This is a genomic window from Flavobacterium sp. OHVDL-2026-0007, from assembly GCF_059882335.1.
Genome location: NZ_CM187612.1, coordinates 1,727,928 through 1,752,477, shown reverse-complemented (window position 1 = coordinate 1,752,477; position 24,550 = coordinate 1,727,928). Strand labels below are relative to the sequence as shown.

Here is a 24,550-nt window from a genome sequence, read left to right as displayed (position 1 = left end):
TATTTACATTTCACATTAATTATTTTTTATGAATGCCATTTTATTAGGGATTATAGTTGCCAATGCACTTATCAGTTACAAAGGTTTTAAAGATATTGCTTTTTTTAGAAAGTATGAATTTCATGTAGGGAGTATTCGCTCAGGGGAGCAAATTAGAATGCTTTCATCGGGTTTTTTACATGCCGATATGATGCACTTGGTTTTTAATATGATGACGCTTTATTTCTTTGCTCCAGTAGTTTTAAATGGTTTAGGAACTTTTTCTTTTATTTTGGTTTATTTCGGGAGTTTGATTTTCGGAAGTTTGCTGACAATGTTATTTCATAAAAATGATTACAGTTATCGTGCAGTGGGTGCTTCGGGTGCTGTTACAGGTATTTTGTATTCCGCTATTTTATTGCAGCCTAATATGATGTTAGGAGTCTTCTTTGTGATACCGATGCCAGCTTATGTGTTCGGAATTTTGTATTTATTGTATTCGATTTATGGAATGAGAGCTAAAAATGATAATATTGGGCATACGGCGCATTTTGGAGGTGCTATAGGTGGTTATTTGATCACATTGGTAAAAGAACCTTCTCTAGTGGTGGATCATTCTTTAATGGTGGTTTTGCTGGCAATACCGATTTTGATCCTTTTTGCCATGGCTAAAATGGGGAAGCTGTAAACTTGGCATAACTTTTGAAAAGTCCTTATTACATAAATTTAAATATAACAAAAATGAAAAAATTAGTACTATTTTTAACAATCATGTTTATGACAATGTCTTATGGCCAAGAAGTAAAACAAATTCCTCAAATCAACGTAAGTGGAGAGGGGAAGGTAAAAGTAACGCCTGATCAGGTTAGTATTTCAGCAACAGTGGAAACGAAAGGAAATAATGCTAAGGATGTGAAAAAGCAGAACGATGAGAAAATGGATGCGGTTTTGAAGTTCATAAAAAAAATGAATATACCAACTGCAGATTATCGTACCAAGCAGGTTTCTCTTAACCCACAATATGATTACGAGAAAAAGAAAACTAGTTACAATGCTACTCAGACAGTAGAGATTCTATTGAAAGATTTGTCGAAATATGATGAGTTAATGGAAGGATTGGTACAACAAGGAATTAATCGTTTAGACAAGGTTTCTTTTGAAACTTCTAAGTTAGTACAACTGCAATCAGATGCGCGTAAATTGGCTATGAAGGAAGCTAAATTAAAAGCGGAAGACTATGTATCCGTTTTAGGACAAAAAGTGGGTAAGGCTTTTGTTATTGCCGATAACTCTCAGGCTTATTATCCAAGACCAATGTATTCGGCTATGAAATCAGCGGCTATGGATTCAGCAGGTGCTGAAAATGAAACTTTAGCTATTGGTGAAATTGAAATTACAGCAAACGTAACTGTGAGTTTTATTTTAGAATAAAAAGGAACACAGATCAAAGAATATAAAAAGCAAATCCCATCTGTCATCATTAGACCGATGGGATTTTTTTTATTTTTATTCGGCTGATTTGTGTTTTGCGTTATTTAAGTCTAAATATTTCAAGATTTCTTCTTTAATGTTTTCACTCGTAAAGCCAAAATTCTCATCCAAAACTAGGGCTGGTGCTGAATACCCAAAATGATTCAGTCCGAAAACGGTTCCTCTGCTTCCAACGAGATTTTCCAAATTAACAGGGAGTCCTGCGGTTAAACCAAAAGCCAGTGCGTCTTTTGGGATTATGCTTTCTTGGTACTCTTTTGATTGCGATCTAAAAAGGCCTTCAGAAATGATGGAGGCTACATTAATTTTTATTGGCATGCTATGTTCTAATTTTTCTGCCGCTTCGATAAGTGTTGCTACTTCTGATCCGTTGGCAATTAAAGTGATCGCTGGATTTTCATTTGATTTTACTAGATACCCTCCCTTTTTGGCTTTTGAAGCTTCTTCGAATCTTGAATTTCCATTCGTTGGAAGATCTTTAATATCTTGTCTAGAAAGGATTAACCCAGTTGGTGTTTTCTTATTTTCGAGTGCGATCTGCCAAGCTATGGAAGTTTCGACAGCATCAGCCGGACGCAATGCTAAAAAGCTCTGGTCGCCAGAATGATTTTTAATTTTTTCTAAAAGTCTAATCTGGGCTTCTTGTTCGATAGGTTGATGTGTTGGACCGTCTTCCCCCACACGGAAAGAATCATGTGTCCAAATATAGATTACAGGCAATTCCTGAATTGCTGCCAAGCGAATTGCGGGTTTCATATAATCTGAGAATACAAAAAAGGTGGCCACCACGGGAATTATCCCGCCGTGAAGTGCGATCCCATTTGCAATTGCTGCCATAGTGAGTTCGGCCACTCCTGCCTGCAGAAATGCGCCGCTGAAGTCATTCTTTTGTAAAACAGATGATTTTTTTAGAAAACCATCTGTTTTATCACTGTTGGATAAATCGGCGGAAGAAACAATCATATTCTCAACATTCTCGGCGAGATATCCTAAAACCGTCGCTGATGCATCTCTGGTCGCTGCGTTTGTTTTTTGCGTGATTGAGCCAAAATCCAGATTCGGTAATGTACCTTTAAAAAAGCGTTGTATCTTTTCTGCCAATTGCGGATTTTTGTTTTCCCATGTAGAGATCTGTGCTTTTCTCTCTTTTGCCTCTTTTGTTTTTTTTGCTAAAATAACGCTATAATGTGATGCAACTTCTTTATAAATGGCAAATGAGTCTTTTGGATCTGCTCCTAGATTCTCTAATGTTTTTATAAAGTCAGCTTTTGTCGCCCCGATTGGTTTTCCGTGTAATTCGCACTGTCCTTCGTATAGGTTTCCGTCAGCCGTTACGCATCCTTTTCCCATTATGGTTCTGCCGATAATCAGTGTAGGTCTTTGCAATTCAGCATGGGCTGCATTCAAAGCCGAACGTATATGGGTATGATTATGCGCATCGATTGTTATGACTTTCCATCCCCAGGATTCATATTTCATTGCCGTGTTTTCGGTGGTAACTTCATCGGTCATGGAGGAAAGTTGTACGTCGTTAGAGTCATAGAACATAATAAAATTGTTCAGTCCTAGGTGTCCCGCTATTCTTCCTGCACCTTGCGAGATTTCTTCCTGTACTCCGCCGTCGGTTATAAATCCGTATATTTTATAATTGAATAAATTTTCGAATCTTGCGGATAAAAACTTAGCTGCAATAGCCGCTCCAATCCCCATAGCATGACCTTGACCTAATGGTCCAGAGGTGTTTTCTATACCTCTTTTTACATCGATTTCCGGATGTCCAGGAGTTACAGATCCCCATTGTCTGAATTGTTCAAGATCTGACTTTTGGTAGTTTCCTAGCAGATAATACTGGGAGTACATCAGAGCTGAAAGATGTCCTGCATCCATAAAAAAGCGGTCCCTGAAAATCCATTGCATGTCTGACGGATCGTATTTTAAATATTCTGTATAAAGAATATGCATAAAATCAGCTCCTCCCATAGCTCCGCCGGGATGTCCTGAATTGGCTTTCTCAACCATCGAAATGGCTAATGCTCTAATATTATCTGCAGATAATTGGTCTATTGTTTTACTCATTTTTTGGGTTATTTAGGTAATCTCAAATCAATATAAATTTTACATATCAAAACTAGAATTTGTAAAGCATGACTTAGGATAGGTTGTTAATTTTAAAAGGAAAAAAGGGAATATGCACGATCTCTTGATATTAATAATAGTACCTTTAAATTAGGCCTCTTGATGGTATATTAGTTGTTTATTTGAATGATCTTAGTGACGATATTATTTTGTGTGTGATTTTTTTCATCTGGCTGGCAGCCTCCGATGGCAAGTTTGACTTTTCCGGAATATTGTTCAAGGTTACCTGTCGTGCTAACAGAAGATAAATCTTCGGCAGAAAGTGTAAAGATGATTGTTTTACTTTCTCCTGTTCTTAAATTTAGACGTTCGAACCCTTTTAGACTTTTCAGCGGTGCCTTTACAGATAGGTTCTGATTGATTACATATAATTGAGCAACTTCCTCACCCTGAACAGTACCGGTATTGGTTATTCTAACCGAAATGGAAACACTATCGCCCTTTTTTATTATAGGTGAAACTTTTAATTGATCATATTTAAAGGAAGTATAGCTAAGACCATATCCAAAACCATACAAAGGAAGACCTTTAAAATAGCGATAAGTCTTATTATCCATGCTGTAATCTATAAAAGAAGATAGGTCTGAGTCGCTTTTATAGAAGGTAACAGGAAGTCTTCCTGAAGGATTGTAATCACCAAATAATATATCTGAAACAGCTGTACCTGCACTTTGTCCTCCATACCAAGCGTTTAGGACTGCCGGGATGTTTTCTGCTTCCCACGGGATGGCAATTGCACTACCAGTCATCATGACAAAAACCACTGGTTTTCCTGAAGTCTTTAGGGCCTTCATAAGGTCTGTCTGGACTTTAGGAAGTAGGATAGAGGTACGGTCACCTCCTGTGAATCCTGGGTAGTTAACAGGCATTTCTTCGCCTTCTAACTGTGGGGATATTCCGCCAACATAAATAAAAGCGTCGGCATCTTTATTTCGTTCCACTAATTTTTCAAAATCGGTTTTTTCAAAATTTCCCGTATTTAAGGCTACGTTAGCTTTTCCTTCTCCCTGCCAATATTCCAGTATTAAATTGTAAACCGTATTTTTTTTGGTGTTTAGTTTAAAAGTCTTTTCTCCCCAGCGGTTTTTCCCCCAAGCATTTACGACTTCCTTTCCGTCTACTAAAAAGCGATAGCCATCGTCAGCGTTGAGTTCAAATGTAATAGATCCATCCTTGTCTGCTGTGAAATTTGTGGTATAACGCGCTGAAAAATGGTTGGCTTTAATATTTTTAATTACAACTTCACCTTCCTGCCAAAAGTGATTGATCTCCGATTCAGTTCTTACCGCTGCAGGATTTCCGGACAAATCGATATTGTCATAATATTCTGCTTTAAAGCCTAGTTTTCCTTCGTAATGGTATTGATTTTTAAGATTCTGGTACACTAATAAAGTATCATTGGTAAAGTTGATTGCTTTTTCATAAACAATTTCTGTGCTACTGCCTAGTTTTTCTTTAATACCCTTTAAAACAGTAGTCAATTTACTTGGAGTTCCATTGTAATTTCCTAATATTGAAATAGAATTATCTGCATTTGGGCCTAGAACCACAATTTTTTTTAATTTTTTACTCAGCGGCAAGGTATTTTTTTCATTTCGTAGCAGAACCATTGATTCTCTGGCCATTTTTAAGGCATGGTCACTATGGGCAGGACTTTCTAAAACAGAAGAAGGCGTCTGGGCATATTTAACCATTGCGACAGGATCAAACATTCCAAGTCGGAAGCGTATCATAAAGAGCCTTTTAACTGAAATATTGATTTGTTTTTCGCTGATTTTTCCATTCTTTACAGCCTCAACCAAAGCTTTGTAAGCATCGGTACCGCAGTCAATATCAGTGCCGTGAAAAACTGCATCTGCAGCTGCTGATTCTGCATCGGGATGGGTTTTATGATTTTTAAAAAAGTCATCAATTGCCCAGCAGTCTGAGGTAACATAGCCATCAAACTTCCATTGGTTACGCAGTATATTTGTCATCAGAATATCACTGGCACAACAGGGTTGGGTTCTAAAAGCATTGTAAGCACACATTACTCCAGCCACTTTTGATTCGGTTACTAATTTTTTAAACGCAGGAAGATAAGTATCCCAAAGTTCGTAAGCTGTGACGTCAACATCAAAGGTATGACGCAAAGATTCTGGTCCGCTATGTACGGCATAATGCTTGGCACATGCGGCAGCTTTTAAATATTTAGGATCATCACCTTGTAAACCTCTGACAAAGTAATCGCCTAAAATACTAGTCAAGTAGGGGTCTTCGCCATAAGTTTCCTGACCCCTTCCCCAACGGGGATCGCGAAAAATGTTAACATTAGGTGTCCAGTAGGTGAGTCCCAAATATCTTTCGTTGGTTCTGTTTAATTCTAATGCTTTATTGTAAATAGCCCTTCCTTCTAAGGCCGAATAATCAGCCATTTTAAAAAGAGAATTTTTGTCAAATGTGGCTGCCATGGCTATTGCCTGTGGATAGACCGTCGTTTTAAAGGGAGTCCTTGCTACACCGTGTAAGGTTTCATTCCACCAGTCATAAGCAATTATTCCCAGGCGGGGGATTGCGGGGGATGAATTAAGCATCTGAGATACTTTTTCTTCTAATGTTAACCTACTCACAAGATCACTTACCCGTTCTTCAAAAGACAGGTTAGGGTCTTGAAATAGAAACCTTGCTTTTTTTTCTTGTCCAAAACAATAACACGTTATGATAAACAGTAGTAGTATATGTTTGAATTTTTTAGATCTCATAAGGTTTTTTTTTATGATTTATAAATAGTATACGATGGTTTTAAACAACCGATTGTGTAAAGAAAGATTTTTTTTTTGATATAAAAAAAAATCTTTCAATAGATGTTTAAAAAAAATAACAATTTACCATTAGGATCGATTAAAAAACGATAATAATACTTATATTGTGCTAAAAGTATAAGGAATAGATTGTCGTGTAATTAAAATAATTACATTTACTTATTATACGATAATAAGTAATGGAAGAACATAAACATGTAACGATATATGATATTGCCGAGAAGCTTAATCTGGCAACATCAACAATTTCTAGAGCTTTAAAAGATCATCATACTATTAGTGATAAGACGATTAAAAAGGTAAAGCAAACTGCCAAGGAAATGGGTTTTGTACCCAACACTTTGGCTGCTGGTTTGCGGGGTAATAAATCAAGAACTATTGGTGTTTTGATTCCAACGATAACGCAACCCTTTTTGTCCTCTTTGATTAGTGGGATTGAAATTGCGGCTCAAAAATCTGAATATTCGGTACTTATTATGCAGTCACATGATTCGTATGAGACAGAGGTAGATTTAGCTAAATCTTTATATAGTAATAGAGTAAGTGGGGTTATTTGTTCGCTGGCAATGGAAACCAAGGACACTTCTCATTTTCAGCAATTTTCCAATAATAATATTCCTCTTGTATTTGTTGACAGGGTGCCCAAGGATTATGATACTTTTCGTGTTGTAATCAATAATTATCTGGCGGGCTACAAGGCAACAAAGCACCTCATTGAGCAAGGGTGCAGGAGAATTGCACATTTAACTGCCGGATCGGAATTTGGAACTCTTTACAATGAGCGAAAAAGAGGGTATGTTGATGCCTTACTAGAACATGAACTCCCAGTAGAAGAACAGCTGATAATAAGTCTTGAAAGAATGACCTATGAAGAAGGGGTAAAGGCGTGTAATGTATTATTTGATTTAAAACCTCCTCCTGATGGTCTTTTTGCACCTGGAGACATTCTTGCCGTAAGCGCAGTTCAGACGGCTAAAAAAAGAGGCATAAAAGTACCAGAAAAATTTGCTGTAATAGGATTTAATAATGATCCGATTTCGGAAATCATTGAACCTAATATCTCTACTGTAACACATCCTGCCGAGAAAATGGGTAAGGCCGCAGCGGAGCTGATTATCAAAAATTTAAAATCGATAAACGAAGAGGATGCCAGAGAAATAACATTTTTAAATACTCAGGTCCTAATACGTGAATCCTCCAAGAGGATTTAGGTTTTATTTTAAAACGATCATCTTTTACCCTGTTAATATCCTTATTAACAGGGTATTTTTTTTTGTTATAAATTCTGTGTTTAAATCCCTACTGATGATTTAATATCATATAGAAAAGAATGAAATAGTAAAATAAATTGTTTTTTATTTTTTTATTGGCATATTTTTGTATTTTAGCACAACCGATTGCGGATCGTCTAATATTCTTTATAATATAATTTTTTAGCATTTTTTTTGCCAAATAGTAATGTTTTTAGTTTAATTAACGATTGTGTTTGAAAATTAAAATAAAATATCAGCTACTAAAATGACACACTTAAAAAAGACTTTTTTTAGATCAATTTTACTCCTTTTTGCAGTTTGCTGGTCTTCGTTCGCTCAGCAGGATTATAAATTATGGCTTCAATACCATAAGATAGAAAATACTGTAATGGCTTCAGAATATAAAAGTAATCTAGATGGAATTGTTTCATTGGGAAGTTCTGAAACATCTAAAATCTCTTTAGGTGAATTAGAAGCGGGAATATCCAGTATGCTCGGAAATAAACTTGAAGTTAGATCAGCAATCAAAGGAGAAAATAATTTGATTGTGGGTTGTCAAACGGGCTTAAATTCGGATTTGCAAAAAGTACTGGCATCGGATTTGGATAGAATAAGCAACGAAGGTTTTATTATTAAAACCATTTCATTAAAAAACAAAAAACAAATAGTCATTACCGGAAAAAATGACGTTGGAGTTTTATATGGTGTTTATAGGTTTTTAAGAGTATTGCAGAACCATAAATCAATCCAAAATTTAAACATTGTTGATTCTCCTAAAATAAACCTTAGGGTATTAAACCATTGGGATAATTTAGATCGAACTGTCGAGCGGGGTTATGCCGGCTTTTCTTTATGGAATTGGCAAAAACTACCTGATTTTATCGATCAGCGCTATATTGATTATGCCAGAGCGAATGCTTCCATCGGGATTAATGGGACAGTTTTGACTAATGTAAATGCCAATGCTTTGATTTTGACTCCGCTATATTTAGAAAAAGTAGAAGCGTTGGCTAAGGTGTTTCGACCTTATGGAATCAAAGTGTACTTAACAGCTCGCTTTTCAGCACCAATCGAAATTGGAGGTTTAAAAACAGCAGATCCAAAAGATGTTGCAGTTGAAAATTGGTGGAAAGATAAAGCGAAAGAGATCTATAAAAGAATTCCTGATTTTGGAGGGTTTCTGGTAAAAGCCAATTCAGAAGGACAACCCGGACCTCAAAATTACGGAAGAGATCATGTCGATGGTGCCAATATGCTGGCCGATGCTGTAGCGCCTTTTGGTGGTGTAATCATGTGGAGGGCATTTGTATATTCGGAGCATGACGCTGATGATAGGGCAAAACAGGCTTACACTGAATTCCAGCCTTATGATGGAAAATTTAAAGACAATGTAATTGTGCAGGTAAAAAATGGAGCGATCGATTTTCAGCCTAGAGAACCTTTTCATCCGTTGTTTGGTGCCATGTCCAAAACCCCTTTGATGATGGAATTTCAGATTACACAGGAATATTTAGGATTTAGCACGCATTTGGTTTATTTGCCCAAATTATTTCAGGAAGTTTTAGCATCTGATACTTATCAAAAAGGCAAAGGATCAACAGTTGCAAAAGTAATTGACGGTTCTTTAAGTCCGCAGAAGCTTACCGGAATTGCGGGGGTTTCAAATATAGGTAATGATCTTAACTGGACAGGTCACCCTTTTGGGCAGGCAAATTGGTACGGCTTTGGTAGATTAGCCTGGGATCCCTATTTGGATCCAGAAACGATTGCAGATGAATGGTTGAGAAGTACTTTCTCGAACAATGAAAACTTCATCAAGCCGATTAAAGAAATGATGATTGTATCACGAGAGGCAGTTGTAAATTATATGACGCCACTAGGTTTACATCATATTATGGATACGGGGCATCATTATGGTCCAGGTCCTTGGGTTTCTGATTTATCCAGGCCGGAGTGGAATCCAACGTATTACCACAAAGCAGATAAAAAAGGGATTGGTTTCAACAGATCTAAAACAGGAACAAATGCCACTGCTCAATATGCTTCAGAAGCAGCAAATAGGTTTGACAATGCTGAAACCTGTCCGGAGGAAGATTTATTATGGTTTCATCATGTGTCCTGGGATTATAAACTAAAAAACGGTCAAACGCTTTGGAATGGTTTGGCTTTAAAGTATCAGGAAGGTGTTAATCAGGTTCTGGAAATGCAAAATACCTGGAATAAAACTGAAAAATATGTTGATCAAGAACGTTTTAAAGAAGTTCAGATGTTGTTAGAAATTCAGTATAAAGAAGCAAGATGGTGGCGCGATGCCTGTTTGCTTTATTTTCAGCAATATTCAGGTAAAGAATTACCTGTAGGAGTAGAGAAACCAGCACAAACATTAGAGTATTTCAAATCATTAAAATTTCCATTTGCACCTGGGAATTAATTACACAAAATAAATGAGAATGAGCACAAAAACAGCCATTGTAACCGGAGGAAATTCAGGTTTAGGTTTTGCAACCGCGAAGAAATTATGTGATAACGGAATCAAAACGTATATCATTGGAAGATCAAAAGAAAAGACAGAAGAAGCTTGTGCGGAAATTGGTAAAAATGCCATTCCGTTTTTATTTGATTTGAATGACATTGCAGGAATTCCTGCAATGATTGAAAGCATAACAAAAGATAATTCTATAGATATTTTAGTAAACAATGCCGGAATCAATCTAAAAAAAGAGTTTTCAGATGTTACGGATGAAGAATTTCTATCCATAATTCATACTAACCTTTTGAGTGTTTTTGCGGTAAGCAGAGAAGTGGTGAAAAACATGAAAGAAAATGGGGGAGGAAGTATCGTAAACATTAGTTCAATGGCCTCCCAATATGGAATTCCGAAAGTGATTGCGTATTCGGCTAGTAAGGGGGCAATAGAATCGATGACAAGGGCAATGGCAGTAGAATTAGCACCGGTAGGTGTTCGTGTAAACTGTATTGCACCTGGCTTTATTAAAACAAAAATGTCTTCTAAAGCGCTTGATAATGATCCTGAAAGAAAAAACAAAGTGCTTTCGAGAACACCAATGGGATTTTTAGGAGACCCTTCTGATATTGCCGATGCGGTGTATTATTTCGCTCTAAACGAATCAAAATATGTAACGGGAACTATCTTACCTGTCGACGGTGGGAACAGTATCGGATTCTAATTTTAAATCGGAAGTATTATGATAAAAATGAAGCAAACAATGCGATGGTTTGGACCTATGGATTCTGTAAAATTAGTAGACATTAAACAAGCCGGAGCAACGGGAATAGTAACGGCCTTGCATCAAATTCCGGTAGGGGAAATTTGGGAAGTTTCAGCAATCCAAGAAAGACAGCAAATCATAAAAGACGCAGGACTAGAATGGATAGTTGTTGAAAGTTTACCGGTTCACGAGGAGATAAAAAGAGCCACTGGGAACTATTTGCAATACATTGAAAATTATAAAATCAGTATAAAGAATCTTTCAGATTGCGGCATTACAATTATCACTTATAATTTTATGCCGATTTTAGATTGGGTTCGAACGAATCATAATTATCGGAATGCGGACGGAAGTAAAGCTTTACTGTACAATCAAGAAGCATTTACTTATTTTGATGTTTTTCTTTTAAGAAGACCAGGTGCTGAAAACGACTATTCTGAAATAGAGAAAGAAAAGGCGCTGAGATTTGGATGTAAACTTTCGGAAGAAGAGAAAGCGTTGCTTTTTAAAAATGTATTATTAGGATTACCTGGAAGTGAAATTAGTTTCACAGCAGAACAAATACTATCATTATTGGATAATTACGCTGATATCGACAATGAAAAACTAAGACAAAATCTTATTTATTTTTTATCAGAAGTGGCTCCAATTGCGGAGGAATTGGGTTCAAAATTAGCGATCCATCCCGATGATCCACCGTTTTCGGTTTTGGGATTACCGCGTATTGTTTCTACGGAAAAGGACATCAAAGCCATTTTTGAGGCTGTTCCTTTAAACTCAAATGGATTGTGTTATTGTACAGGTTCATTGGGCGCAGATCCCAATAATAATCTCGAGCGCATTATCGATGATTATGGCCAGAGAATTCACTTTTTGCATCTTCGAAATACCTTGCGTGAAAGCGAAAGTGTTTTTAGAGAATCTGAGCATTTAAAAGGGGATACTAAGATGGAAGTTATGGTAGAAAAGATTCTTTTGTTAATGAACAAAACAAAAGTGAGTTTGCCGATGCGTCCCGATCATGGTTTCTTGCATTCGGTTGATGAAACAAAAGAAACGTATCCTGGTTATTCACTTGTGGGAAGATTGAAAGGTCTTGCTGAATTAAGAGGATTAGAAATAGGAATTGCTTACAAGCTGAACGAATTGATACAAAAAGATTAAATGCGAAAATAATATTTTTCTAAACTAAAAGTCCCTGCTTTCAGAGCGAATTGAAAACAGCCAGAATTCTAAATTTTATTAAGAAATAAAAATAAACTATTAACCTTATAATCAGAAAAATGAAATTAATTAGTCCCCATGTACTGTTCTTGTCTCTTGTGATTTTTAGCAGTTGTAATACAAAAAATGCTATTTCTTTAAAAGACAGCTATAAAAATGATTTTTATATAGGAACAGCTTTGAGTAAAGATCAGATTGAAGAAAAAAACACCAAGGAAGATTCTTTAATTACAAAAGAGTTTAGTGCTATAACGGCGGAGAATATTATGAAATCGATGTTTATGCATCCTTCAAAAGACAAATATGATTTTACATTAGCTGATAAGTTTGTAGCCTACGGTGAGAAGAATAAAATGTTTATTCATGGTCACACCTTAATATGGCACAGCCAATTGGCGCCTTGGATGCAGAAAATTAAGGATAGTACAGAAATGATGGTTTTTATGAAAGATCATATTACCACAATTGTTTCTAAATATAAAGGCAGGATTGATTCTTGGGATGTAGTAAATGAAGCTTTAAACGAGGATGGAACTTTAAGAAAATCCATTTTTCTAAATACACTTGGAGAAAGATACCTTGTTGATGCTTTTAAATTAGCCGCTGCTGCAGATCCAAAAGTGGATTTATATTATAATGATTATAACAATGAGGAGCCTGCCAAAAGAGAAGGTACTATTAATTTGATCAAAAAGATTAAAGCAGGCGGTGGAAAAATTGACGGTGTGGGGATTCAGGCACATTGGAAATTGGATCATCCATCACTGGATGTAATAGAGAAAAGTATTTTGGACTATTCTGCCCTTGGTATTAAAGTGGCATTTACGGAACTTGATATTTCGGTATTGCCAAATCCGAAAAATTTAGATGGTGCTAATGTTAATCAGAATTTTGAAGGAAATGGTAAAATGAATCCTTATCCTAAAACACTTCCGGATTCTGTGCAGGTTAAGCTTGCTGAGCGTTATGCTTCAATCTTTAAATTGTTTTTAAAGTATAAAGATAAAATTAGCCGAGTAACATTTTGGGGAGTTCATGATGGACAATCCTGGTTAAATGACTGGCCTATAAAAGGTAGAACAAATTACCCATTGTTAATTGATAAAGATTTAAAACCTAAGAAAGCGTACTTCGAGGTAATTAAGCAGAAAGATATAAAACAATAAAAAAGGGTGCTTAAAAGTACTTTTTTTTAGTAAATACACAACCGAATGCGCTTAATAATTATATTCATTTAATTGTGTAATACGCACTTGTGTGTTTGTTCTTTTTGTATAATTTTACACAACCGATTGTTTTACTGAATACTTGTTTTGCAGTATACATTAACTATTCTGAATTTAGAAAAATAAAATCTAATTTCAAGCCAAAATAACCACATAAATAATGAATAACATTTCACAAAAATTATCGATTAAAGAAAAAATCGGCTATAGTTTAGGAGACCTTGCTGCGAATTTAGTTTTCCAGACTTTGATGACTTATCTGGCTTATTTCTATACTGATATTTATGGATTATCTCCTACACATTCTTCGATCATAATGCTCGTTGTGGGACTAATTGCTGCTTTTATTTTTAATCCTATTATTGGCATATTAGCAGATAGAACCATTACAAAATGGGGAAAATTCCGACCATGGGTATTGATAACAGCGATACCGCTAGGTGTTATTGCTTTATTGGCTTTTACAACCCCAAACTTCTCCTATCAAGGAAAAGTAATTTATGCTGTGGTAACGTATACTTTATTACTGCTTTTTTATGCCAGTAATAATTTACCCTATTCGGCTTTGAGCGGGGTCATTACGGGGGACATGAAAGAAAGAAATAGTCTGTCTTCCTATCGTTTTGTAGCCGTAATGTTTGCGCAATTTTTTGTTCAGGTCTTTATGTTGGGGATTATTAAAAGCGCAGGAAATGGAGACAAAGCGATAGGAATCGAAAAGGTAATGACTGTTCTGGCAATTATTGGTACAATTATGCTGTTGATTACGTTTTTAACAACAAAAGAGCGCATTATTCCAAAACCGGAACAAAAATCCAGTGTTGGTGAAGACTTAAGAGATTTAATGAAAAACAAACCTTGGATCATCATGTTAAGTCTTACAACATTAGTATTTATTACTCTGGCAATGAAAGGAGGTTCTTATGTATACTATTTTGAAAATTATGTAGATAAAGAACAGTTGGCCCTTTTTATTCAGCCCATTTTAGAGATGTTGTCAAAAATAGGATTGAATCATTTTGGGAATGATCCTGTTTCTGCAGGTTTTGGATTGTTTAATGCAGGTGGTATTATCTTTATGATTGTGGGCATTACTTTGTCTAAAAATTTGGCGGATAAATACGGTAAGAGAAATGTATTCGGTTCATTTTTATTCGTTTCGACTTTATTTATTATCGCCTTTTATTTTTTTCCGCCAAGAGCCGTTAATCTCATGTTTTTCTTTCAGATTTTACATGGATTTTTCTATGGAATCACAATTCCGCTGCTGTGGGCTATGATTGCTGACGTTGCTGATTATTCAGAATGGTTAAATAACCGTCGTGCAACAGCGATCATTTTTTCGGCTATGATGGTAGGCCTAAAAGCAGGTTTAAGTATAGGTGGATCAATGACGACCTTATTTTTAGGCTGTTTTGACTATGTCCCAAATTCGTTACATCAAACTGATTTCACAATAAACGGGATAAAATTATTGGTTAGTATTTTTCCTGCTATTCCCTTTTTAATTGGGGTTGTCTTAATGTTTTTCTATAAAATTGATAAAAAAACAGAAGTACAAATAGAGACAGATTTAAAACAAAGAAGAACTTAATTATTTTATAAAAAACAAAAATTGACTATGCCTGAAGACAGTATTGAAGAAATTAATTTCGAGCAAATTAATAAGAAAGCCATTTCTAAACCTTTGGTATCCCATATTTATACTGCGGATCCATCGGCACATGTATTTAATGGTAAAATTTATATTTATCCCTCACATGATATAGATGCTGGTATTCCTTTTAATGACAATGGAGATCATTTTGGTATGGAAGATTATCATGTGTTTTCAATGGAGAATATCGATTCCGAGGCTATTGATAATGGTGTGGCTTTACATGTAAACGATGTGCCATGGGCAGAAAAGCAGATGTGGGCGCCTGACGCAGCTAGTAAAAATGGAAAATATTATTTGTATTTTCCTGCGAAACGTCCTGACGGAATTTTTCAGATTGGCGTGGCGAGTAGTGATTCTCCAACAGGGCCTTTTTTACCGGAGTTAGAACCTATTAAAGGCAGTTTTAGTATCGATCCTGCTGTTTTTGAGGATAATGACGGAAAGTATTATATTTATTTTGGAGGTATTTGGGGTGGACAGCTTCAAAAATACAGGAACAATAAGTACCATACGGATCATGAAGAACCGACAGATAATGAAGTTGCTTTAGGGCCAATAGTTGCGTTATTGAGCGATGACATGCTGGGATTAGCCGAAGAACCAAAAGAAATCAAAATTTTGGATGAAAATGGCGAAGTATTATTGGCTGGAGACCATGATAAACGTTTTTTTGAGGCTGCCTGGGTACATAAGTATAATGAAAAATACTATTTTTCATATTCTACCGGGGACACTCATTTTATTTGTTATGCCACTGGAAACACACCATATGGGCCTTTTACGTATCAAGGCCGAATATTAAATCCGGTTGTAGGCTGGACCTCGCATCATTCTATTTGTAAAGTGGAGGACCAATGGTATTTATTTTATCATGATTCTAGTTTGTCAAAAGGAGTAACGCATTTACGAAATATGAAAATGACTAAAATCGACTATCTCGAGGATGGACGAATTGTGACCATTGATCCTTATGGAGAATACGAAGTGCAATAAACTGATATTTTTGCTAGTAGATATTAGCGAATGGTTTTTAAAAAGTTCGCGATTTTAGTACAGTTAGTTTTTTATTATAAAAGATAACACCTCTACTATCATAACAGAACAGAATAGTATGGATGAAAAATTTTTAACAATTTTTCTTTAGAATAAAGCATCAAAGTGATGATCCGAAGTATCAGCAATTGGTGAACGGAATCAATAATGCCATTGCAGAGAATATTTTACAAAGAGGATATTCGATCCCATCGGTGAATATAATTTGCAAAGCGAATCAGTTGTCAAGAGATACCGTTTTTAAGGCCTATTCTGTTTTAAAAGAGCAAGATAGTATTGATTTGGTGTCTAATAAAAGGTGTTGTGTTTCGGGTAAAACCAGAAAAGGGCTTTTAGTATTAGATACTTTTAAAGCATATAAAGAGGTCTTGTATCATTCGTTTGTAAATAATCTTGCCGATAATGTGATTACAGATGTTCAGTTTCATCACTATAAGATTAATGTTTTTAAAACGATCATAATAATAGTATTGGGAATATGATAAATACGTCGTGATGAATTTTGATCATAAAGAAGTGTCGCCAATTTTGCAGTAATTTCAAATGAAAAGTTATTACTGATTGACTGGAGCATTTACGAAGAAAAGCTGAACAATTAGGTTTTTTAGGATTTCGGAAAAGGACTTTATGAGTCTTTAACAGAGGTAGTAGCTTTGTTTAAAAAGTACAAAAGTTTGGTTTTTGTTTATCCAAATTATACCAGTCATCCAAGAGAGACATTGGACTTTTTTAAAAAATTCTGTATTGATTTTGATTTCAAACACGAAATTATTACCGATCCTAAAATGCTTAATTTATAAAAAAGTATTGTTTACATCAGATTGATAGGAAGTGTTTTATGTCATTTTTCAGAAAAATGCAAATAGAAGAATTATGAGCTAGTAACAGATGTTGTTTTTTTGTCGTATAACGAAACGCTAATGAAAAAAAATATATACAAAGGAATCTCAGTTGTTTCAACTGATTTTAAAGAATTAGGAACAAAAGCCGCGGCATTTATTACCCGCGATGAGGTTGTTCAGTGTTACGTATCAACGAATTTAATTTTAAGAGAATCATTATAAGTTATGTATTATATAGGATATGATATCGGAAGCTCGTCTGTCAAGGTTGCCTTGGTAGAGGCCGAAACAGGAAAAAAAATAATTGTTTTGCATGAACCGCAAAATGAGATGGAAATAGTTTCATTGCATCCAGATTGGGCAGAACAAGATCCAGAAGTGTGGTGGGGACATATTTGTGTGGCAACCAAAAGAGCGATTCGCGAGGCCAATATTGAAGCTTCAAAAATTCTGGGAATCGGAATTTCATATCAAATGCATGGATTGGTGGTTGTAGATAAAAATGGAAAGGCACTTCGGAATTCTATTATTTGGTGTGACAGTCGTGCTGTTGAAATTGGAAATACGGCTTTCGCCGAAATAGGACAGGAAAAATGTATGGAACATTTGCTGAATTCTCCAGGGAATTTTACTGCATCCAAACTAAAATGGGTTAAAGAAAATGAGCCTGAGATTTATAATCAGGTATATAAATACATGTTGCCAGGAGATTATATTGCCTATAAGTTGACAGGTAAAATTACGACAACAAAAAATGGTTTGTCTGAAGGAATGCTTTGGGATTATAAAGAGAACAAAGTAGCTAATTGGTTGTTAGATTACTATGGAATTGATTCTTCACTAACTCCGGATATTGTAGAGAATTTTTGCAATCAAGGCACTTTAAGCGAAAATGCTTCAAAAGAATCTGGATTGCCAATTGGAATTCCGGTGGTATACAGAGCGGGAGATCAGCCTAATAATGCTTTATCTTTAAATGTGTTAAAGCCTGGTGAGGTAGCTGCAACCGGAGGAACTTCTGGTGTTTTTTATGCAGTGAGTGAAATGTCTGCAGGGAAAAGTACAAGGGTAAATAATTTTGTGCATGTCAATTACGAAGTTGAAACACCGCGAGTAGGTAAATTATTAAACATAAACGGAGCCGGAATTCAGTACCGTTGGTTGCGAAATAATATGGGTGATGAAACCTATGAATCGATGAACAGAAAAGCATCAAAAATTACCATTGGTTCAGATGGAGTAGTAGTGATTCCATTTGGGAATGGTGCCGAGCGTATGTTTAACAACAGAAACATAGGGACACACTTTTTGAATCTGAATTTGAATATTCATAATAGTGCGCATTTGTTCAGAGCTTCATTAGAAGGAATTGCTTTTTCATTTGTGTACGGTATGGAATGTTTAAAAGAGGATAACGCTTCTATAAATGTGATCAGAGCAGGAAATGATAATTTATTCCGCTCCGAGATTTTCTCGAATACTGTAGCTACATTAATTGGTCATGAAATCGAAATTTACAATACAACGGGAGCAGTTGGAGCTGCAAGAGCAGTAGGTTTGAAAGATGGCGATTACGATAAATTCGGATCAAGCATTACGACCAATGATCACGTAATGACTTTTTTGCCGCTTAAAAACAAAGAGCCTTATGACAAGGCGTATCAAAAATGGAAACAAGAATTAGAGTTTATATTAACACATAAAAAATAAAGAAATGATAGTTTTAGGAAATAAAGAATACTACAAAGGTATTGGCCAAATTAAATTTGAAGGAAAAGAATCCGATAATCCAATGGCATTTAAATATTATAACCCGGAGCAAGTTGTAGCAGGAAAAACAATGCGCGAGCATTTTAGATTTGCCATTGCATACTGGCATACATTCTGTGGACAAGGTGGTGATCCGTTTGGACCGGGAACGCAAAATTTTGCGTGGGATCAATCCTCAGACCCTATTCAGGCTGCTAAAGATAAAGCCGATGCTGCTTTTGAATTCATTAGCAAAATGGGATTTGATTATTTCTGTTTTCACGATTATGACTTAGTTGCTGAAGGACCAACTTTTGCTGAATCTGAAAGACGTTTGTCTGCAATTACAGAATACTTGAAACAGAAAAAAGCGGAATCAGGAATCAAATTGCTTTGGGGAACTTCAAACTGTTTCTCTAACCCGAGATTTATGAACGGTGCAGCTACAAATCCTGATTTTAATGTGGTAGCTAGGGCTGGAGGACAAGTAAAATTGGCCTTGGATGCCACTATCGCTTTAGATGGAGAAAACTATGTGTTTTGGGGAGGACGTGAAGGTTATATGACTTTATTGAATACCGATATGGGAAGAGAATTAGACCATATGGCACAGTTCTTAACCATGTCGAGAGATTACGCAAGAGCACAAGGTTTTAAAGGATCTTTCTTTATTGAACCAAAACCAATGGAGCCATCAAAACATCAATATGATTTTGATACGGCAACGGCGATTGGATTCTTAAAAGAGTATGGTTTAGATAAAGATTTCAAAATCAATATCGAAGTAAACCATGCAACATTAGCGCAACATACTTTTCAGCATGAAATAGAAGTGGCTGCAAAAGCTGGAATGTTAGGAAGTATTGATGCAAATAGAGGAGATTATCAAAACGGTTGGGATACAGACCAATTTCCAAACAATATTCAGGAGACTACAGAAGCTATGTTAGTATTCTTAAAAGCAGGTGGATTACAAGGTGGGGGAGTAAACTTCGATGCTAAAATCAGAAGAAATTCAACAGATCTTGAAGATGTTTTTCTTGCTCATATTGGTGGTGCTGATACGTTTGCAAGAGCATTGTTGACTGCGGATAAAATTATTACTTCTTCTCCTTACGAGAAATTAAGAACAGAAAGATACAGTTCATTTGATTCTGGAAAAGGGAAAGATTTTGCTGCTGGAAAATTAAATTTAAAAGATTTATATACTATCGCAAATGAAAACGGCGAATTAAATCTTCAAAGCGGAAAACAAGAGTTATTCGAAAATATTATTAATCAATATATATAATAAATAGAAAGACCTAACAGGTTTTCAAACCTTGCTGGGTCTTATTAAAAATTTACAGTGAGGAAAAATTATCCAAAAAAATTAGCATGATAGCCATAGAGCGTTATCTTCTTTAGGCTGGTATAAGCCGACAGAATTCTATTTTTTTTAGATGAAGTAAGAGAATGTGTATAATGATTACCACTGGTTTTTAACGTTTGGATTTAGTAAATAGATGGAAGGTTTAGTTACTATTTTTTAATTTTAAAGTTGAAAAGAAAGTCGGTTTGATAGAATAATTATTGAATTATTTTTTTTAGAATGTTTTTGGAAGAATAAATCTAAAATGCACATTTTTGCTCACTAAAACTGCACTATTATTAACCAACTTTAAACATAAACTATGAAATTTTTTATAGATACTGCTAATTTAGAAGATATTAAAGAAGCTCAGGCTTTGGGTGTTCTGGATGGCGTTACAACAAATCCGTCTTTGATGGCCAAAGAAGGTATTACTGGAAAAGACAATATTTTGAAACATTACCTGGATATTTGCAATATTGTAGATGGTGATGTTTCGGCAGAAGTGATTTCGATCGATTTGGAAGGAATGATCAGAGAAGGTGAAGAACTGGCTGCTTTGCATCCGCAGATTGTAGTGAAATTGCCTATGATTGCAGATGGTATAAAAGCTTGTAAATATTTTTCATCTAAAGGAATCAGAACTAATGTTACTTTAGTCTTTTCAGCTGGTCAAGCATTATTGGCAGCAAAAGCGGGTGCTACTTATGTTTCTCCTTTCTTAGGAAGACTAGATGATATCTCTACAGATGGTATGCATTTAATTGCAGAGATCAGGGAAATTTACGATAATTACGACTATCAAACACAAATACTTTCAGCGTCAATCAGACATACAATGCATATTGTAAATTGTGCAAAAGTAGGATCAGATGTTATGACAGGACCACTTTCTGCAATTAAAGGATTACTGAAACATCCATTAACAGATATTGGTTTAAACCAATTTATAGAAGATGCAAAAAAGATGAAAATATAAGTTTTACTACTCATTTTTAATTTTAAAAGTTCCTTTTCAATTTAATTTGAAAGGAACTTTTTTTTTAAACGATATAACAACCGATTGTTTTTTTGCTGGTTTTTAAAAATATGGAGATAATTTTTAACTACTGGGCATTGGTAAGGTGAATTTAAGGGATGTTTCAAATTTTAAGAATATTTATACTTTTAAAAGCGCCTTAAGGGTTTAAAATTTAATTCGTTTTCTAATTTTATGATTTTTTTTAATAATATATGTATTATGCTGTAGTATTTGTAAATTATGGTGTGTAATAAATGATATTGTTGTGTTTTATTTACTTTTTTAGTGTTTTTTTTATTTACAATGATTTTTTTTAATGGTTTTTTTAGCGATTATTAAAAAAAAATAACAAACAACCGATTGTGTATTAATAGTTTTTTTTATATTTGTTATTAATACACTTATTAACTAAGCCAGAATTATAACTATTTAAATTATTTTTTATGACTAACTATTTTGTTACAAGTAAACTGAAGCATCTAAAAAGCTTTTGTTTTTTGATCTTGATGTTTGTGCTATCACTCCATGCGAGTGCTCAGACAAAAGTCACAGGTACGGTATCGGACGCAGGAGGTCCAATTCCCGGAGCTAATGTGAATTTAAAAGGTGCCAAAAATGGAGTAAGCACCGGTTTTGACGGTACTTATTCTATCGATGTACCTTCCAATGGAGTACTTGTTTTTACTTTTATAGGTTTGAAAAACAAAGAAGTTGCTGTTAATGGGCAAACTGTTATTAACGTAAAACTTGAGGAAGACTCTAGTGTTTTAAAAGAAGTTGTCGTTATTGGATATGGAACACAGAGAAAAGAAGCCGTAACGGGATCTGTAGCTTCTATTGGAGGTAAAGAATTAAATGAGGTTCCTGCTGCTAATGTAACTCAGGCATTACAAGGAAGACTGGCTGGTGTGGAGCTGACACAAACTTCTACAAAGCCTGGAGCAGGAATGCAGATACGTATCCGTGGAACTAGATCCCTTACAGGGAGTAATGATCCGTTAATTGTACTTGATGGAGTTCCATTTGCAGGTTCTATAGGAGATATTAATCCTGTTGATATTAAATCTGTTGATATTTTAAAAGATGCTTCTGCTACCGCAATTTACGGTTCTCGTGGTGCAAATGGAGTGATACTGATTACAAGTAATAAAGGACGTAAAAATCAAAAAGCTACATTTACTTATAATGGATTTAGTGGTGTTAAGCAGGTTTTTGGTAATTATGATATGATGAATGGTGCTAAGTTTGCAGCGCTTCGCGATTATGCGGGTCTATATACAGATGGTGCTGATGAATCTAGAGGAACTAATAAAGACTGGCAGAAGTCGCTTTATGGAGCGGGTGAAATGATTAGTCATGATATAAGCGTTACAGGAGGTTCAGAACGCGGCGCCTATAATGCTGGTTTAGGGTATTATAAAGAGGATTCCGTTTTACCAGGGCAAAGTTATGAACGTTTTACTCTTAGAGCAGGTTTAGACCAGCAACTAGGTGAATCTTTTCGTATGGGATTCAATACAAATAGTAATTATGCTGTTACAAATGGTGATAACATAGGTACAGGAAGTATATTAGGGACTTCACCTTTAGCCAATCCGTATAATGCAGACGGATCTGTGAAAAGAACAGTTAGGATGGCAGCAGATGACCAATGGGTTTATACAAGAGAGTCCATTAATAGTCTGGGTGAATCTTATGTGAATTTAAACAGAGCTTTTAGCTCTTACAATAATATTTTTGCTGAATTGAAAATACCAGGAGTTGAAGGTTTAAAATATCGTATGAATACCGGATTAAATTTACGTTTGTCTAATAGTGGATATTATGAAGGCCAGGGTGTATTTGATGTAAATGCTACTACAATATCAAATGCCTCGATCAGCAACACTTTATCAACTCAGTGGCTTATTGAGAACTTGATAACATATGATAAAACTTTTGCAGAAAAACATACTGTAAATTTTGTGGGATTATATTCCAATGAGCAATATACAGGAAATACTTCCCAGATATCAAGAAACGGAATTACTTCTAATGCATTTCAGTTTTATAATTTAGGACAGAGTGAAGAAGAAGCAGTTATAAATCCAGCAAATCAGGATTATACACAATGGGGGCTTAGTTCTTATATGGCAAGAGCAATGTATTCATTTGATAATAAATATTTTGTTTCAGCGACTATTCGTTCAGACGGTTCATCAAGATTATCCAAAGGAAATAAATGGGTAACCTACCCGGCTGTTTCTGCAGGATGGACTATTTCAAATGAATCTTTCATGAAAAATGTGTCATCGGTTAATTTACTAAAATTACGTGCAGGTTACGGGGAAACTTCTAACCAAGCTGTTAATCCATATGCTACTTTGGGTGCTTTAAGTACCAGACCGTATAATTTTGGCAGCACAAACTCTACAGGAGTGTATGTAACAGAACTTCCAAATCCGGATTTAGGATGGGAGTTTTCTACTACTTGGAATTATGGATTAGATTTTGGATTCTTTAATAACCGCTTATCGGGAACAATTGAATATTACAAAACACATACAAAAGACCTACTTCAAAGAGTTGGATTGCCGGCAACATCAGGTGTAAGCGGTTATGTGGCAAACGTTGGGGAAACTGAAAACAAAGGTTACGAAATATCTTTAAACGGAGTCATTCTTGATAATCCAAAAGGGTTGAGTTGGTCAGTAGGAGTTAATTTATATAGAAATGAGAATAAACTGGTTGCCTTAGCATCCGGATCTCAAAGAGATGAGGGTAACTCTTGGTTTGTAGGTCATAATATTAATTCTATTTATGATTATCAAAAGGAAGGTATCTGGCAAGAAGGAGATCCTTATATGTCAATTTTAGAACCAGGTCCAACTGGAATTAATCAGCAAGGAACTGTTGTAGGGTCTATTAAAGTTAAATATACAGGAGACTTTAATGCGGACGGTTCACCAACTCGCGCTATTAATGCAAGCGACAGGCAAATCATCGAGACTGATCCTGATTTTCAGGGAGGTTTTAATACAAATCTAACGTATAAAGGATTCGATTTTTCAGCTGTTGGAGCATTTAAAAGCGGAGGGGTACTAGTGAGTACACTCTATGGAGGTGCAAGTTATCTTAATCTGCTTAACGGACGTAGGAGTAATGTTGATGTAGATTATTGGACGCCAGATAATACAGATGCAGATTACCCTAATCCAAGAGGTATTAGAAGCGGTGATAATCCAAAGTATATGTCAACAATGGGATATTTTGACGCATCTTATTTGAAAATCAGGGCATTAACTCTGGGGTACACATTGGATCAAGAATTCATGAGAAAGTTAGGCATAGAAAAGTTGAGACTTTATTTTACGGCACAAAATCCTTTTGTTCTTTTCTCTCCCTATAATAAACAATCTGGAATGGATCCTGAAACAAATTCATTCGGAGATGAAAATCAGGCAGTATCTTCCTACCAGCGTAGATTTCTGGTAATTGGTACAAACACACCTACCACCAGAAATTATTTATTCGGACTTAATTTAATATTTTAAT

Annotated in this window: 17 protein-coding genes; 15 read left to right on the top strand and 2 right to left on the bottom strand. The window is 35.4% G+C overall.

Annotated elements, in window-relative coordinates:
- Window positions 1–28: 28 nt before the first annotated feature.
- Together AC51AA_RS06580 and AC51AA_RS06575 are read left to right on the top strand one after the other, a co-directional pair.
- Window positions 29–667, top strand: a complete 639-nt coding sequence (locus tag AC51AA_RS06580) for a rhomboid family intramembrane serine protease (protein WP_500704962.1) — start codon at window positions 29–31, stop codon at window positions 665–667.
- A 53-nt stretch (window positions 668–720) separates the two neighbouring features.
- A complete protein-coding gene (locus AC51AA_RS06575; RefSeq protein WP_500704960.1) occupies window positions 721–1,410 on the top strand; it encodes an SIMPL domain-containing protein in 690 nt (229 codons plus the stop codon).
- Window positions 1,411–1,485: 75 nt separating this feature from the next.
- Here AC51AA_RS06575 and AC51AA_RS06570 read toward each other — a convergent pair whose 3' ends face one another.
- Entirely contained in the window at window positions 1,486–3,546 is a 2,061-nt protein-coding gene (locus AC51AA_RS06570; protein ID WP_500704958.1) for a transketolase family protein, read from the bottom strand.
- A gap of 170 nt (window positions 3,547–3,716) precedes the next feature.
- Window positions 3,717–6,347 (bottom strand): glycoside hydrolase family 3 protein, encoded by a 2,631-nt coding sequence (locus AC51AA_RS06565; protein WP_500704956.1) that lies wholly within the window; start codon window positions 6,345–6,347, stop codon window positions 3,717–3,719.
- A gap of 239 nt (window positions 6,348–6,586) precedes the next feature.
- On the opposite strand from AC51AA_RS06565, the gene AC51AA_RS06560 reads away from it, so the two are divergent.
- The 13 genes from AC51AA_RS06560 (at window position 6,587) to AC51AA_RS06500 (ending at window position 24,549) form a co-directional block, all read left to right on the top strand.
- The gene (locus AC51AA_RS06560; RefSeq protein ID WP_500704954.1) at window positions 6,587–7,618 is read left to right on the top strand and encodes a LacI family DNA-binding transcriptional regulator; all 1,032 of its coding nucleotides are present in this window, start codon (window positions 6,587–6,589) and stop codon (window positions 7,616–7,618) included.
- Window positions 7,619–7,925: 307 nt separating this feature from the next.
- Window positions 7,926–10,091 carry an alpha-glucuronidase family glycosyl hydrolase gene (locus AC51AA_RS06555; protein ID WP_500704951.1) on the top strand — a complete coding sequence of 722 codons (2,166 nt, stop codon included), beginning with the start codon at window positions 7,926–7,928 and terminating at the stop codon, window positions 10,089–10,091.
- A 19-nt stretch (window positions 10,092–10,110) separates the two neighbouring features.
- Window positions 10,111–10,848 carry an SDR family NAD(P)-dependent oxidoreductase gene (locus AC51AA_RS06550; protein ID WP_500704949.1) on the top strand — a complete coding sequence of 246 codons (738 nt, stop codon included), beginning with the start codon at window positions 10,111–10,113 and terminating at the stop codon, window positions 10,846–10,848.
- 27 nt (window positions 10,849–10,875) lie between these two features.
- Window positions 10,876–12,054, top strand: coding sequence for a mannonate dehydratase (gene uxuA / locus AC51AA_RS06545; protein WP_500705618.1), 1,179 nt, complete (start codon window positions 10,876–10,878; stop codon window positions 12,052–12,054).
- A 119-nt stretch (window positions 12,055–12,173) separates the two neighbouring features.
- On the top strand, window positions 12,174–13,280 hold the full coding sequence (locus AC51AA_RS06540; protein ID WP_500704947.1) for an endo-1,4-beta-xylanase: 1,107 nt from the start codon (window positions 12,174–12,176) through the stop codon (window positions 13,278–13,280).
- 220 nt (window positions 13,281–13,500) lie between these two features.
- On the top strand, window positions 13,501–14,934 hold the full coding sequence (locus AC51AA_RS06535; RefSeq protein WP_500704945.1) for an MFS transporter: 1,434 nt from the start codon (window positions 13,501–13,503) through the stop codon (window positions 14,932–14,934).
- Window positions 14,935–14,961: 27 nt separating this feature from the next.
- Entirely contained in the window at window positions 14,962–15,993 is a 1,032-nt protein-coding gene (locus AC51AA_RS06530) for a glycoside hydrolase family 43 protein (protein WP_500704943.1), read from the top strand.
- A gap of 188 nt (window positions 15,994–16,181) precedes the next feature.
- Window positions 16,182–16,535 (top strand): GntR family transcriptional regulator, encoded by a 354-nt coding sequence (locus AC51AA_RS06525; RefSeq protein ID WP_500704941.1) that lies wholly within the window; start codon window positions 16,182–16,184, stop codon window positions 16,533–16,535.
- Window positions 16,536–16,973: 438 nt separating this feature from the next.
- Window positions 16,974–17,117 (top strand): hypothetical protein, encoded by a 144-nt coding sequence (locus AC51AA_RS06520; RefSeq protein WP_500704939.1) that lies wholly within the window; start codon window positions 16,974–16,976, stop codon window positions 17,115–17,117.
- Window positions 17,118–17,120: 3 nt separating this feature from the next.
- Window positions 17,121–18,605, top strand: a complete 1,485-nt coding sequence (locus AC51AA_RS06515) for a xylulokinase (protein WP_500704936.1) — start codon at window positions 17,121–17,123, stop codon at window positions 18,603–18,605.
- A gap of 4 nt (window positions 18,606–18,609) precedes the next feature.
- Window positions 18,610–19,935: a xylose isomerase gene (xylA, locus tag AC51AA_RS06510; protein WP_500704934.1), complete on the top strand. Its 1,326-nt coding sequence runs from the start codon at window positions 18,610–18,612 to the stop codon at window positions 19,933–19,935.
- 382 nt (window positions 19,936–20,317) lie between these two features.
- Window positions 20,318–20,974, top strand: coding sequence for a fructose-6-phosphate aldolase (fsa, locus tag AC51AA_RS06505; RefSeq protein ID WP_500704933.1), 657 nt, complete (start codon window positions 20,318–20,320; stop codon window positions 20,972–20,974).
- A gap of 485 nt (window positions 20,975–21,459) precedes the next feature.
- Complete coding sequence (locus tag AC51AA_RS06500) at window positions 21,460–24,549, top strand: SusC/RagA family TonB-linked outer membrane protein (RefSeq protein WP_500704931.1); 3,090 nt, start codon at window positions 21,460–21,462, stop codon at window positions 24,547–24,549.
- Window position 24,550: the final 1 nt, after the last annotated feature.